The 12,372-nt window shown below is 69.3% G+C and carries 13 protein-coding genes and 3 pseudogenes; 9 read left to right on the top strand and 7 right to left on the bottom strand.

Going from position 1 to position 12,372, the window contains the following annotated elements; all coding sequences use genetic code 11:
- Positions 1 to 4: 4 nt before the first annotated feature.
- Positions 5 to 577, bottom strand: coding sequence for a DNA-binding protein (locus tag ACFVFS_RS22425; RefSeq protein WP_380626369.1), 573 nt, complete (start codon positions 575 to 577; stop codon positions 5 to 7).
- 270 nt (positions 578 to 847) lie between these two features.
- Between ACFVFS_RS22425 and ACFVFS_RS22420 the strand changes: the two genes are divergently transcribed.
- The 3 genes from ACFVFS_RS22420 to ACFVFS_RS22410 all read left to right on the top strand — a co-directional run bounded on the left by ACFVFS_RS22420 (position 848) and on the right by ACFVFS_RS22410 (position 3,244).
- On the top strand, positions 848 to 1,093 hold the full coding sequence (locus ACFVFS_RS22420) for an AAA family ATPase (protein WP_380626368.1): 246 nt from the start codon (positions 848 to 850) through the stop codon (positions 1,091 to 1,093).
- Positions 1,080 to 2,252 carry a hypothetical protein gene (locus ACFVFS_RS22415; RefSeq protein WP_380626367.1) on the top strand — a complete coding sequence of 391 codons (1,173 nt, stop codon included), beginning with the start codon at positions 1,080 to 1,082 and terminating at the stop codon, positions 2,250 to 2,252. Before ACFVFS_RS22420 ends, ACFVFS_RS22415 begins: the two co-directional genes overlap by 14 nt.
- Before the next feature lie 350 nt (positions 2,253 to 2,602).
- Entirely contained in the window at positions 2,603 to 3,244 is a 642-nt protein-coding gene (locus ACFVFS_RS22410; protein WP_380626366.1) for a hypothetical protein, read from the top strand.
- A 340-nt stretch (positions 3,245 to 3,584) separates the two neighbouring features.
- Here ACFVFS_RS22410 and ACFVFS_RS22405 read toward each other — a convergent pair whose 3' ends face one another.
- Positions 3,585 to 3,899: a hypothetical protein gene (locus ACFVFS_RS22405; RefSeq protein ID WP_380626365.1), complete on the bottom strand. Its 315-nt coding sequence runs from the start codon at positions 3,897 to 3,899 to the stop codon at positions 3,585 to 3,587.
- Positions 3,900 to 4,058: 159 nt separating this feature from the next.
- On the opposite strand from ACFVFS_RS22405, the gene ACFVFS_RS22400 reads away from it, so the two are divergent.
- Entirely contained in the window at positions 4,059 to 4,364 is a 306-nt protein-coding gene (locus ACFVFS_RS22400) for a hypothetical protein (RefSeq protein ID WP_380626364.1), read from the top strand.
- A gap of 214 nt (positions 4,365 to 4,578) precedes the next feature.
- Here ACFVFS_RS22400 and ACFVFS_RS22395 read toward each other — a convergent pair whose 3' ends face one another.
- The 4 genes from ACFVFS_RS22395 to ACFVFS_RS22380 all read right to left on the bottom strand — a co-directional run bounded on the left by ACFVFS_RS22395 (position 4,579) and on the right by ACFVFS_RS22380 (position 7,879).
- Complete coding sequence (locus ACFVFS_RS22395; protein WP_380626363.1) at positions 4,579 to 5,040, bottom strand: DUF6420 family protein; 462 nt, start codon at positions 5,038 to 5,040, stop codon at positions 4,579 to 4,581.
- Between the two features lie 1,236 nt (positions 5,041 to 6,276).
- Complete coding sequence (locus ACFVFS_RS22390) at positions 6,277 to 6,825, bottom strand: hypothetical protein (RefSeq protein WP_380626362.1); 549 nt, start codon at positions 6,823 to 6,825, stop codon at positions 6,277 to 6,279.
- A 551-nt stretch (positions 6,826 to 7,376) separates the two neighbouring features.
- Complete coding sequence (locus ACFVFS_RS22385) at positions 7,377 to 7,628, bottom strand: type II toxin-antitoxin system RelE/ParE family toxin (protein WP_380626361.1); 252 nt, start codon at positions 7,626 to 7,628, stop codon at positions 7,377 to 7,379.
- Positions 7,625 to 7,879 carry a type II toxin-antitoxin system Phd/YefM family antitoxin gene (locus ACFVFS_RS22380; protein ID WP_380626360.1) on the bottom strand — a complete coding sequence of 85 codons (255 nt, stop codon included), beginning with the start codon at positions 7,877 to 7,879 and terminating at the stop codon, positions 7,625 to 7,627. Before ACFVFS_RS22380 ends, ACFVFS_RS22385 begins: the two co-directional genes overlap by 4 nt.
- 780 nt (positions 7,880 to 8,659) lie before the next feature.
- Between ACFVFS_RS22380 and ACFVFS_RS22375 the strand changes: the two genes are divergently transcribed.
- From ACFVFS_RS22375 to ACFVFS_RS22360, 4 genes and pseudogenes are all read left to right on the top strand, one after another.
- Positions 8,660 to 9,226, top strand: a complete 567-nt coding sequence (locus ACFVFS_RS22375; RefSeq protein WP_380626359.1) for a S1 RNA-binding domain-containing protein — start codon at positions 8,660 to 8,662, stop codon at positions 9,224 to 9,226.
- Between the two features lie 57 nt (positions 9,227 to 9,283).
- Positions 9,284 to 9,846: pseudogene (locus ACFVFS_RS22370) on the top strand (winged helix-turn-helix domain-containing protein).
- Positions 9,843 to 10,382, top strand: a complete 540-nt coding sequence (locus ACFVFS_RS22365) for a transposase (RefSeq protein WP_380626401.1) — start codon at positions 9,843 to 9,845, stop codon at positions 10,380 to 10,382. The pseudogene ACFVFS_RS22370 and the gene ACFVFS_RS22365 overlap by 4 nt, the downstream one beginning before the upstream one ends.
- A gap of 165 nt (positions 10,383 to 10,547) precedes the next feature.
- Positions 10,548 to 11,393: pseudogene (locus ACFVFS_RS22360) on the top strand (IS21 family transposase); the annotation flags it as partial.
- A 28-nt stretch (positions 11,394 to 11,421) separates the two neighbouring features.
- On the opposite strand, the gene ACFVFS_RS22355 reads toward ACFVFS_RS22360, so the two are convergent.
- Entirely contained in the window at positions 11,422 to 11,697 is a 276-nt protein-coding gene (locus ACFVFS_RS22355; protein WP_380626358.1) for a hypothetical protein, read from the bottom strand.
- A 133-nt stretch (positions 11,698 to 11,830) separates the two neighbouring features.
- Between ACFVFS_RS22355 and ACFVFS_RS22350 the strand changes: the two are divergent.
- Positions 11,831 to 12,367: pseudogene (locus ACFVFS_RS22350) on the top strand (ATP-binding protein); the annotation flags it as partial.
- Positions 12,368 to 12,372 lie beyond the last annotated feature (5 nt).

Genomic DNA, 12,372 nt, shown 5'->3' with positions numbered 1-12,372 from the left:
AGGCTTACTCCCCCTCGTCGGCGGTGTCGGTGGTCGGGTTGGTGGTGACGTAGGCGATCGGGCCGCCGGACACCGACGGCAGGCGGGTGCCGAGCAGCAGCCCGGCCAGGCGGGCGTCCTCGGGGTCGGCGGGGGCGGCGGCGTTCGCGGGGGCGGTGAGGTCGGTCAGGTAGCCGGCCAACCTGGCCTTCGGGAACCGGTACCGGCCCGTGGTACCGACCGTGCCATCGGACTCCCACTCCCCCAGGCCGGTCAGCACCGCGACCACGAACCCGGCGACCGTCACCGGCAGCACCGCACCGGCCGCGACCCTCGCCGGATCGCACCGCCACCAGCCCGACAGCGCCGCCAGCAACTGCGCCTCGTCCAGTGCGCTGCCGAACCCGATCCACTCCCGGTCCGGCTCCTCGACCCGCGCCGGGGCATCCGAGCGCAGCACCGCCACCTCGCCGGTGCCGAGCACAGACAGGTCAGCGGCCTGGCGGGCCTGCAACTGCTGGAGCGCGGCCAACGGGAACACCTGCCGACCCGTCTCGCGCACGCCCGGGACCACGCCGGTGGCCAACAGCTTCTTCACCGTCGGAATCGAACACCCCAGAGCCGTCCCGGCCTGCCCCGTCGTCACGAACACACCCACACACCCCCTATGCCTATCCACCCAACTTGAAACGCTAGAGAGACCCTACGCCTCCCCGCCGACACTGTCCACGCCTTTTCAGTAAGTCATACAAGCAAGACGAGGTGCGCAGAGAAGAGGTACTCGCCCCCACCCCTGCCCCGCCCACCCGCACCGGTGGCACTCCTCCGGTGCGCGAAAGTCCGCTGCCGACCGCCCCCGCGATCTGCCATGCTCCTTCGCATCGGCCAGGCACGGACGGACGACATCCCCATGAAGATTCACTCGATAGCGGCCCAGAACTTCCTCTCCTTCGCCTCCCTCGACCTCTCCCTGAAGCCCGGGACAACCGTCGTGACCGGGCCCAACGGTGCCGGAAAGTCGAACCCTCGGCGCTGCCGTCGCGCTCCCCCTCCTCGTCCTGGGACAAGGACTTGGCGGCCCCGGCAACGGCACCGATCCGTTGGAGGTCTATGAGCAGGCGGGCCGGTTCGGCGCCGACGACTACACCGTCAGCCTGGACATCGAACTGGACCAGCCCCAAGAGCAGGAACTGGTGCGGTTGTTCGTGGAAGCGGCCGTGGTCGCCAACGCCGCCAACTCCCGAGACCAAGAGGGCTCCGCATCGTCACGCAGAGCCGTGCTCGCGCTGTTCACCGAGCTGGGCATCGCGGCAAACTCCGTTCAGTCACTGCTTCGAGGCACTCTGCAGGTCGCGTTCGCAGCACGTCACCGCTCCCGCTGGTGGGCGGCCTGGAACTTCAGCCACAACGGGCAGCCGATGCAGCTCATCCTCCAAGGCCCTCGTACTGGCCAGCTCTGTCGAGGTCAGCTTCCGCCTTGGATGGAAGACGCAGTAGCTCCCTTGCGTACCGCCTCGCCGCTGCTGGTGTCCGTGCGGTCGCCCAGCGAGCAGCTGACAACAACCGACGATGTGGTGATGTACTCCTTCCTGCGACAGGAGAAGTCACCTCAGACCGGAGAGGTCCAGCCGGTAGCGATCGACTTCGACCGCATCCTGGACAACCTCGACCCCACAAGAGCCCTTGTCGTGGATGTCCCGCCCCTTACAAACGACACGGGCACCGAACCGTCCGCCCTTTCGGCGCTGGCACATGCCCTGGGTAGCGAGCACGGGAGAAGGACCCACTACAGCTTCCGTTTTGTCCTCGCCAAGGTGCTGCGCCAGGGCCTGGTGCTGACCGATAACCGCCGGCTCCCCCTGGCGCGGCACTTCCCGCTCGCGGAGCTGGCCAGTCCCGTCGACCTGCGCGACGGCAGCGCGGTGGCCGCCGAGCTGCACCGGCTCAAGAACGGCAGTATCGAAGAACAGCAGCGCTTCGCACAGGTCCGGGAGGTCTTCAAGGACATCACGCGACTCGACCTGCACCTGCGCAGCTTCCCGTCAGCCGACGCGGGGATCACGATCGACATCCTTGTCGGCCCCGCCGCCAGGGCCCAGGTCGCCCAGTTCGCGGGCGCCGGCGTCCAGGAAGCCCTGCTGCTCGCCACCCTGCTGGCAGGAGAGCCGGGTCGCGTTGTCGTACTCGACGAACCGGCCGTCAACCTGCACCCCACCGTGCAGCGCCGCCTGTCCCGCCACCTCGCGACGTCGAAGTGCTGCCAGTTCTCGTGAACAGAGCCATCGGTCCACTCCTCGTCGGTCGGGACGCGGTATTCATCGGTTGGCCGCATGGCTCGCCGGCGGGCCAGGAAGGCCAGGTGGGCTTGGATGGCTTCGTCGGGATAGACCGCCTTGTAGCCGAGGATGACGTTGATGGGCTGACCCCCGCGCCTGCGGGGAGGACGCCTTCGCGTACCTTCGCGGGCCCCGGAGACCGGCTGGCCTCCGCGCCCGCGGGGAAGACCCGGCCGGACTCCTCGGACCAGTCGGCCCCGCGGCTGACCCCCGCGGGCGCGGGGAAGACCGTGTTGTGTCGCCCTGGCCTGACGGTGATGTCGGTGGGTTGGTCGATGATTGCGTCTATGGCAGATCGCAGTCCGGCTTCCCGTATCGTCGCCTCGGCGGCGCGGGAGTCGTTGAAGCCGCTCGGTCTGGCCCGGCATGGGCGGTCACGGCTGTGGATCGATGATCACGGATGGTGGCTGGGGGTCGTGGAGTTCACTCCGCCGCGGACTGCCGGCAGCGGTCTGCACGTCGGCGTGATGTGGCTGTGGCACGACGTGGACCACCTCGCCTTCCACACGGACGTGCTCCAGGTCGGCTCCGAGCCGTTTCGCACAGAGGACCAGTTCACACCGCTGGCAGTGGAACTCGGCCGACAGGCGGCCGTGAACGTGACCGCGCTGAGGGAGAGGTTCGCGACGCTGCCAGACGTCGCCCGACACTTGATATCCAGGCCCGTGCGGCGGGGTTTCATCTGGGACGGCTTCGACGCCGGGATCGCAGCAGCCCTGGTCGGAGACCCTGAAACGGCCCGCGATCACTTCGATCGAGTCATCCGGGAGGACCCGCTGGCCCCGTGGATGGTCCAGGCCCAGGCGAAGGCATACGAGCTGCACGCGCTCGCACCGGACCGCGACGCCGTGACCGCATGGGTCACGCGGGCCGTCGACTCATGCCGGAACAAGCTTGGTCTGGATCTCGGGCCGCTCACGATCAGCTGAAGAGGGACCGGCCCGTCGAACCATCCCGCTCACGAGACGGACCACCGGCCCGACGCAACAATGACGACGCTGCTGAACACCAGCCACTCAACACCGTGGCCCAGGTCGGCCCCTCGCCTGCGGGAAGGAAACGGCCGGGCAGACCGGGAAGGCCCAGATTGACGGCTGACCCCCGCGCTCGCGGGGAGGACGGTCGGTTGGTGGACATCGTGGGCTCCTCGGTCGGCTGCCCCCGCGCCTGCGGGGAGGACAACCCCTCGGTGCCCCGCGATCCCCGGACTGGGGCTAACCCCTGCGCCTGCGGGAGCCCGAGCCACCAGCCCAGTGTTCACCGTATGGCTCAGCGGTAGATCCGTGCTGACCGTTCAGGATCGCCTGCCACGTTCGCCACAAAGAGACCGAGATCGAAGTTCTCGGCTTCGACGAACGGCGTCAAGTCGTCCTGCAGGCCGGACCACTCAGCCGGGGCCGGATAGCGCAGCTCGATGCTCTGTCCCACGGTCAGGACGCAATCAGCTCCGACAACATGGTGCTGGACGTCGATGGAACCGTCGAGCCGGACTACTTCCTCGCCCACCCGGAGCCGGAGCCCGTCCGCTTCCCGGTAGAGCACGACGTCGGTGGCGGCCAGCTCGCCGTGGTGAACGACCTGCACCGTTCTCACGACCTTGCCATTGCGTGCCTGGCTTACTGATCGTGCTGATCCGGCCCGATCTACCTGAGGTGTCAAGGACTGGGTTCATCGTGACAGGCAGCAGCGACAGTTCATGCCTGTGGACGGTGTCCATGGATCGGCGTGTGAGGTAATTGGTCAGTGAGCTACTTCATGTACGACGTCATGGGTGTGACGGTCGACGAGCCTGATCCGGCGATGATGGAGCGAGTGCTGGACGGTCTCGCCGATGCCGATGACGAGCACCCCGACGTCTCGCTGTCGCACGAGAGCGGATGGTGCCTCAGCGTGTTCAACAGCGGCCTGCTGATCTGGGAGAACCCCGACGACGACGCGCTGAGCCCCGGGGAGATGCGTGACGTCACCCGCGCTGAGACCCTCCGTCTCCTCGGCCTTCTCGCTGCAGGTGACATCGAGTCCATCAAGACGCTCCCCTGGCTGCGATGACCAGGCTTCGCAGGCAAAAGGGCGGGCCCGGAGAAAGGCCACTGCACGCCGGCTGATCCCCGCGCCTGCGCGGAGGACGAGACGGTAACCCCCATGTAATTGGCAACCGGCGGCTAACCCCCGCGGGCGCGGGGAAGACCCTCCCGTGGCCGGTTGGGATGTTTGCCCTCCCCGGCTGACCCCTGCGGGCGCGGAGCGGCCGCTCCGTCCGGGCCTACCGGTCGCTGTTGATCACGGTCTCGGCGGCCCGGGCGAACTTCTCGCCCGGCCCGAAGTCACCCAGCTCCACGGCGAGGATCATCCGTACGAAGGCGGTGGGCTCGAGCGCACCGAGCGGGACCTCGAACAGGCGGTAGACGTTGTCGTCGGCGTGCCGGGCCGGGTGCGTGCACCCGGCGAGCAGGCAATGGGCCTCGGCCCCGCGGGCGATCCGCCGGAACGCGGCGTTCTTCTCCTCGGTGGTCTGGGCCTCACACCCGAGATGGTCAAGGGTGACCCGGTGATGGACGGCGTCGCTCTCCAGAGTGAGTCGGCCTCCGCCCGGAGTGACAGCCCGGCCGGGGCCGACCGGACCGTAGGGATGCAGCCGGGGCATGCCCCGCTCCCGGGCGTGCAGCGGCGCCAGGCCGTCGAACTGGTCGTAGGGGCCGAGCGCCCCGAGGTCCGTACTGTCCATCGACTCCCCCTGCTGACCGGTCGGCGAGGACTGTCCCGCCGCCCGAGTTGGTTGGTGGATTTCTACCTCAAGGACGGCCCCGGCTGCCCCCCTGCGGGTGCGGGAAAGACAGGATCCGCTCGCACTGCCCGTCGGTGGGCGGCGGCTGACCCCCGCGCCTGCGGGGAGGACTGCCGGCCCTGCTTCCGCGAGGAAGACGGAACGGCGACAACCATCAGGTACTGCCGGACCGAGAGCCCCGCCGTCGCCGGGCCGGCTTCATACCCGCTCAACGGGCGTCGGCCTATTCGGGCCAGGCCGAAGCCGTGCCACACTCACCGCGGTCGGACCCGGGTAAGAAATTTCCGACCTCATGGCATCTTCGCGGCCGAAGGCCGCAGGTCACCGGCCTACTCGCGAGCTCCGACCGCCAGACTCGACGTCCTGCCTCCTGCCCGCGTGCTCCATCCGACGTGGTGGGTGAGTGCGTGGACCTGGCCCTCACCGGGGCCGCCGACCTCGCCGACCACCAGGACGTCAACACCGTCGCACGCCGACGGGCCGGGCTGCCCGCGACGATGATGCCGGCCACAGGGGCACCTCGGCTCCGACCTGCAGACCCACGGGACACCGTCGACACCCACCGCGCCGACGCCCTCGCACAGCTGGCCCGCACGCCGCTGGCGGCCGCCGACCAGGCCCCGTGCCGCCGCCCGGTCCCTGCTCCCCGAGCACCTGGATCGTACGGGCGCTGCGGAGCGCGCCAGCCGGCTCCGCCTGACCACGGCCGCCACCGCCGCAGTTCGTGAGGCGGTGAACGCCTGATGACCCCGGCCCAGACCGTCGGCGCGATCTCGCCCGCACCGCGCCGCGTGCCGCCCGCACCCACAGCACCACCCCGGCCCCACGTAGCGCTCGCGCGGTTCTGCCGGCCACCGCCGCCCGCTGCGGCCCGTGCGAACCCGAGCTCCTCGCGGAGCTGTTCCTCGCCTTGGTCGCCGACCACGGCTGGACCCTGGGCACCGCCAGGGGAGGCCTGCGCGACCGTCGGCCCTTGATCGTCGGCCCGGACGCCGCCGCCCACCGCATCCAGGCGGAGCTGCGTGTCGAGATGGCCGCCGCCCTCGACGCCTCCCCCAGCCGCGGAGCTCTCGGGCCGTTCCGGCCAGAGCGGGAGGCCTCCCTGCTGGCGACCCACCGCGTTGCAGGCCGACCCGCCGAGTATCCGGCGGGTCGGCCTGCAGGGTCATCGGTTTGTCAGCTCTCTTCCTGCAGTGTCCGTTCGACTTCTCCAGCGAACACTTCGACTCCCCCATCGCGAAGCCCGTGGATGGTGAACCGCTCGGTGTAGTCGTCGTGGAGCATGAGCACCTGGAGGGCATGGCCCGGATCGGTCAAGTCCGGTGTGCAGTCACTCACACCCAGCTCACCCAACCGCTCCGCCACGAACTCCGACCACGCCCTGCCATCCTCGACATAGAAATCCCAACGGCCCTGCACGCTGAGTCGCGACACCTCTCCGTCCGGGACGTCTGGCTCCTCGTCGACGTCATGGTCATCCTGGTCGTTGCCCTCCTCGTCCTCCAGCGCATCGGCGAACTGGAGGTTGAAAGGGTGCCCCCAGCCGTTGTGCCCCATGACGGTCTCGGCGTAGGCCACCGCCGCCGCTCGCACGGCATCCTCCGCCGTCACGGCATCCAGAGGCTCCGGATCGCTGTCCGCCATGACAGCCGCGTGCTGCTCAAGCTTCTCGATCAGCAGCCCGACGGCAGCATGGACGGCTTGGGACCCCTGTTCAACAGACACTGTCCATCCCTTCGAAAAAGGCCGAAACTACTTCTTCATGTCGTGGCGTCTGATCGGCGACGGCTGTCCTCCCCGCACAGGCGGGGAGGACACGAACGTGGGCAAGGGCGGATACGTCGGCGACGGCTGACCCCCGCGCCCTGCGGGGAGGACTCTTCGCGACCTGCAATGTTCTGGTGGCTTTGCTATTTCTTGACCACTTGTCGAACGGCACACTGCGGGCTGGCCTGTTGAAGTGTCAAGGAGCAGCGCTCATCGTGGCAGACGTCGGCGAGGCCGTGTCGTGTTTTCGCGATCGGTCGTGGAGAAGGGGCGGCGGGTTCCCAGCCGCGACGAGGTATGGCCCCCGCTCAGACGGCAGCACGTCGGCCTCATCGATCAGGCGGCCCTCGCCATGGCCGGCTTGCCCATGCCCGAGAAAGCCGACCGGAGTCCCACCAGGCCGACGTCCGGCTGACCCCCGCCTGCGCGGGAGCGGGACCGTCGGCCGCATCCAGTTGGCGTGGTTGGTGGGTGGCCGGTGGTGTCGGGGGTTTGGTGGTTGCTGCTGGTCAGGCGAGGCGGCCGAGGTGGAGGACGACGATGGTGATCGTGTGTTCGGTGATCTCGTACATGACGCGGTAGGAGCTGACGTGCATGCGGCGCAGGTCGGGGGATCCGTACGGGGTGGATCCCGTGGGTCTGGGGTCGGCGGCGAGGAGGTCGACGGCGTCCATCACCAGGCGCAGGCCTGTGTCGTCGTCCTTCAGGAACCGGGCGGCCGCGTTGATGGCGGGCTTGTCCCAGACGATCTCGTAGGTCACTCCTGTTCCAGGCCGAGCTGGGAGCGGACGTCGCGGTGGGGGGTGGTGCTGATGGTGCCGGCGGCCTGGCGGGCCCGGTACTGGGCGAGGGCGAGGGCGTCCTCCAGGTCGGCGAGTTCCTGGGGGTTGATGAGGACGGCGGCGGGCTGGCCGTGGTCGGTGATGGTGATGCGTTCCCGGCCGTGGGAGGCCCGGCGGACCAGGGTCCCGAACTTCGCCCTGGCCTCGGTGATCGGCAGAGTGTCATTCATGACAGAACTGTACACTTCACGCACCTTCCAGCACCCCCGCTTCCCATAAAGCGCCCCGCCCGCAGGTCTCCGAAGGCCTCGAAGCCAGTGCGGGTGACGACTGACCCCCACGGGTGCGGAGAGGACCCGTTGGCCTCCGCGGCACCCTCCGTCGCCTGCGGCTGACCCCCGCGCTCGCAGGGAGGACGACCACCGCAGAATCGTCGATCCTCCGACCACCGGCTGACCCCCGCGCTCGCGGGGAGGACCCCGTCATCACCTTGACCTCGTCGTAGATCGACGGCTGACCCCCGCGCTCGCGGGGAGGACCCCTTTGCGACCTGCACTGTTCTGGCGGCTTTGCCATTTCTTGACCACTTGTCGAGCGACACGATCCGGGCTGGCCTGTTGAGGTGTCAAGGAGCAGCGCCCATCGGGGCAGACGTCGGTGACGCCGCGCTCGACTTCCGTTGCCGACCGGCTCCGCAAGATCGACGGTCGGCACGGACCTGCCATCGGCGGTGCACTTCGGCTGACCCCGGCCTGCGCGGGGAGGACGTGTACTGAGTGCGCAGGATTGCGTTGGTGTCCGGCTGACCCCCGCTTGCGCAGGGAGGATGAGGAGCCCCCAGTGACCGCCACCGCTGCCGTGGGCTGACCTCCGCGCTCCCGGGGAGGACGCGATCGGACGAGGGCCCGGAACGGGCTCCGGCGGCTTGCTCCGACCCGCAGACTGCCTGTTCGCCGACCGCTGGCGCTCGAACCAGCACGGACACGACTCCCGACTGCCATGATCAGCACATGAGTGAATACTCCTGGCCTTGGGAGAACTACCAGGACCGAGCAGCCACCGCCCGCGCAGCCTGGACCGAAACCGTCCGAGCCCTGCCCATCGGCACCCGGATCACAGGCGAGGTCGTCGGGCGGCAGCCCTTCGGCGTGTTCCTCGCAATCGACGGCCAGCCCGAGGCCCTTGGCCTCGCCAGGGTCACCGCCATGCCCAGATGCCTTGGCCTGCCTGCGGTCGGCCAGCGTGTTACCGGGGAAGTCGTGTGGCATGCCGATCACAACCACCAGGTCGGGGTCACGCTCGCCACGTGGGCCCACCACGAGGACCTGCTGCCCGCCTTCGCCGACCGCATTGGCCAAGTCGTCAACGGACGCGTCACCAAGACCGTGCCGATCGGAACATTCGTCCGCATCGCCCACTGCGTCGAGGGTCTCATTCTTCGCGCTGAGCTTCCCGACGCACTTGCAGGCGATACCGAGCAGTCCGTTCACGAAGGCCGGGAGATCTCCGTGCGGATCCTCGCTGTCGACCTCGAACGGCGTCGGATCAGCTTGTCGGCGAAGGCTTGCAGTTACTGAGGTTTTCGTTCTGTTGTCGGTGGTGACAGGTAGTGATCCCTGCGGTATGCCGGTGGTATGCGGTACGCGCAGGGTGGGGGCCTGACCGCTGAGCGGCGGGCGTTTCGTGAACAGGTGCGGCTTGAGGCCAGTGCCCGGTTCGAGATGGGCGAGAAGACCGCGGCGATCGCCCGGGATCTGCGGGTCAGCGAGCGGTCGGTGGAGCGCTGGCGGCGCGCCTGGCGCGAGGGCGGCATCCAGGCGCTGCGTTCGGCGGGTCCGGCGAGCGTGCCGAAGCTGTCGGCGGAGCAGTTCGCCGCGCTGGAGAAGGAGTTGGGCAAGGGGCCGGCCGCTCACGGGTTCGAGGATCAGCGGTGGACCTTGGTCCGGGTCCAGGCGGTGATCGGACGCCGGTTTCGGATGCGGCTGTCCATCGCGACGGTGTGGCGGTTGCTGAAGCGGCACGGCTGGTCCTGGCAGGACCCGGCCCGCCGGGCACTCGAACGGGACGAGCGCGCGGTGGAGCTGTGGAAGCAGGTGGGGGTACCCCCGCTTGCGGGGGAGTGTGGCCGCGGGTAAAAGCACCGCGGCGGCGCTCGGGGCCTGGGTCGTCTTCGAGGACGAGGCCGGATTCGCGATGACGCCGCCGCGCGCACGTACCTGGGGCCGGCGCGGGCACACGCCCGTGGTCCGCGTCCGGGGCCGCTCCCGCCGCCGGATCTCGGTGGCCGCGCTGTGCTGCTACAAGCCCGGCGAGCAGAGCCGGATGATCTACCGGCCCCGCTTCCACCTTCCGCTCAAGGGCGCCCGCAAGAGCTTCGCCTGGACCGACTACCGCGACCTCGCCGTCCGGGCACACATCCAGCTCGGCGGCCCCATCGTCCTGGTCTGGGACAACCTGAACACGCACCTGACCGCCGGCATGAAGCGCTATGCCGCCGAGAACGACTGGCTCACCGTCTTCCAACTGCCCTCGTACGCACCGGACCTCAACCCGGCCGAGGGTATCTGGTCACTCCTGCGACGCGGCCCGATGGCGAACACCGCCTTCACCGACCCCGACCACCTCACCCGCACCCTCCGCCGAGGCCTACGGCACATCCAACTCCGGCCCGCCCTCATCGACGGCTGCCTCACGGGCACCGGACTGTCGCTCACCCCACCGACCCCACCCTGAAAACCTCAGTAACAGGCGCCGGAAGGTTCTCGCTGTCGGATTCGGCTCGGATGGCAACGCGTTGCACGAGGTCATCAATGTCGGTCATGACCGTGATGCTGTCAGGGCCCACCGACATGTCGACGGCCAGGGTCGCCGGGCGGACTGTTGAGCTTCAGGAAGTTCAGAGAATACGGCACCGTCGTGCGGACCTGCATGCCGGCCGACCCGGCCTCCAAGGGCGGGACCGAGTCGACGGTCCGGATCGCCAAGCGGGACCTGGTGCCCACGCAGGTGAACCTGCGGACCGAGTACACCGACTTCGCCGCGCTGCAGGAAGCCTGCGAGGCCTTCATGGCAGAGGTGAACAGCCGCGTCCACCGCGAGACCCGCCGGATCCCCGCCGAGCTGCTGGCCGAGGAACGTCTGCGGCTGCACCCGGTGCCCGAGCAGCCGTTCACCGCCGCGTTCGGCGAGAGCCGCCGGGTCGGCAAGGACTCGACGATCTCGGTCAACTCGGTGCGCTACTCGGTCCCGCACGAGCTCGTCGAGGAGAGTGTCTGGGTCCGCTTCCACGGCGACGACCTGATCGTCACCGCCATGGTCGCGGGCAGCGCGGCCGAGGTCGCCCGGCATGCCCGCTCCACCCCGGGCAACCCGCGCATCGCCGACGAGCACTACCCCGACGCCCCGCGCGGCGAACGTGTCCCGAAGCCGACCAACCCGGTCGAGGCCCAGTTCCTGGCCATCGGACCGGGGGCAGCGGCCTGGCTCATCGAGGCCGCGGCCGCCGGCACCCGCCGGATCCGGGCGAAGACGGCCGACGCCGTCGCCCTGGCCAAACTGCACGGCACCGCCGACGTCGACCGGGCGCTCGGCACCGCCGCGACGGTGGGCCGCTTCGCCGAGAGCGACCTGATGTCGATCCTGCACCACCAGGGGGAGCACAACCGGATCGAGCCGATCCGCCGCAGCGAGACCCACAGCCTGCAGCCGGGCACCTCCGCCTGGTCCGGATTCGGGTCGAACTGAGCCGACCCGGCCAGCACCCGGCCGGTACTCAGTCTTCGTCGTCGACCAGACCGCAGGCGCCGGGGAACGACTCCAGGAACTCCCGCCGGTGCGGGTCCGGCTCGGCCTCGGCCAGATCCGTGAGCGCCCGCAGGAACCGGTCGAGTTGGTCCTCCGACAGCCGCTGCAGCACTGCGGCCACGCTCTCCGTCATCTTCACCGCGGCGTCGGGATCGACCTCGTCGTCCTCGCAGCCGTCGAGGAACCGGACGGTGTCGACGACCAACCCGGCGAGAACGGGCACCAACGGGTCCATGTCAGTCATCCGGGCAGCCTATCCGACCCTCAGGACAACAAGAACGACAGCCGGCCGACGGCATCGAACCGCCGTCGGCCGCGATCAGAAAGAGCAGACCGCTATGAACGACAGCCTCACCGTCCCCGCGCCACGGCACAGAATGCAGGCCCCGGCCTCGGCGGTCGCCGCGACCTCGGGCGCCGCCTTCGACGAGGCGATCTCGCTGACCCGCCGCCTGAAACTGCCCCACATCCGCCGGGCGATGGCCGAGATCATCCCGACCGCGAAGGCCCAACGCTGGGACCCCGCCGAAATCGTGCGGGCCCTGCTGGCCGAGGAAGCCGACGGCCGGGACGCAGCCGACCTCCGCACCCGACGAACCCGCGCGGCCTTCCCCACCGGCAAGACCTTCCACATCTGGAACGAGGAAGCCTCCTCGATCCCCGTCCCGACCCAGTCCGCACTTCGGACCCTGGAATGGGTCGGACGACGCGAGAACCTTTGTGTGGTTGGCCCGTCGGGCACGGGCAAGAGCCACTTCACCGAGGCACTCGGGCAGGCCGCTGTCGACGCCGGGATGACGGTCGCGTGGTTCACCATCGAGGACCTCGGAGCCCTGGTCCGCCGCCACCGCGTCGACGACTCCGTCTCCAAGGCGATCACCCGGATCACCCGCACCGACTTGATCATCGTCGACCTATG

It is taken from the genome of Kitasatospora sp. NPDC057692 (genome assembly GCF_042799475.1).
Classification (GTDB): Bacteria; Actinomycetota; Actinomycetes; order Streptomycetales; family Streptomycetaceae; genus Kitasatospora.
Note: the sequence above shows the minus strand (reverse complement) of the source record. Positions and strands in the feature narration are given on the sequence as shown.

Excerpts from the sequence above, each read along its gene's own strand:
- ACFVFS_RS22420 (WP_380626368.1), top strand. The coding sequence starts at position 848 with ATGCTCCTTCGCATCGGCCAGGCACGGACGGACGACATCCCCATGAAG.
- ACFVFS_RS22410 (WP_380626366.1), top strand. The coding sequence starts at position 2,603 with ATGGCAGATCGCAGTCCGGCTTCCCGTATCGTCGCCTCGGCGGCGCGG.
- ACFVFS_RS22395 (WP_380626363.1), bottom strand. The coding sequence starts at position 5,040 with ATGGACAGTACGGACCTCGGGGCGCTCGGCCCCTACGACCAGTTCGAC.
- ACFVFS_RS22380 (WP_380626360.1), bottom strand. The coding sequence starts at position 7,879 with ATGAATGACACTCTGCCGATCACCGAGGCCAGGGCGAAGTTCGGGACC.
- ACFVFS_RS22375 (WP_380626359.1), top strand. The coding sequence starts at position 8,660 with ATGAGTGAATACTCCTGGCCTTGGGAGAACTACCAGGACCGAGCAGCC.
- ACFVFS_RS22365 (WP_380626401.1), top strand. The coding sequence starts at position 9,843 with ATGACGCCGCCGCGCGCACGTACCTGGGGCCGGCGCGGGCACACGCCC.
- ACFVFS_RS22355 (WP_380626358.1), bottom strand. The coding sequence starts at position 11,697 with ATGACTGACATGGACCCGTTGGTGCCCGTTCTCGCCGGGTTGGTCGTC.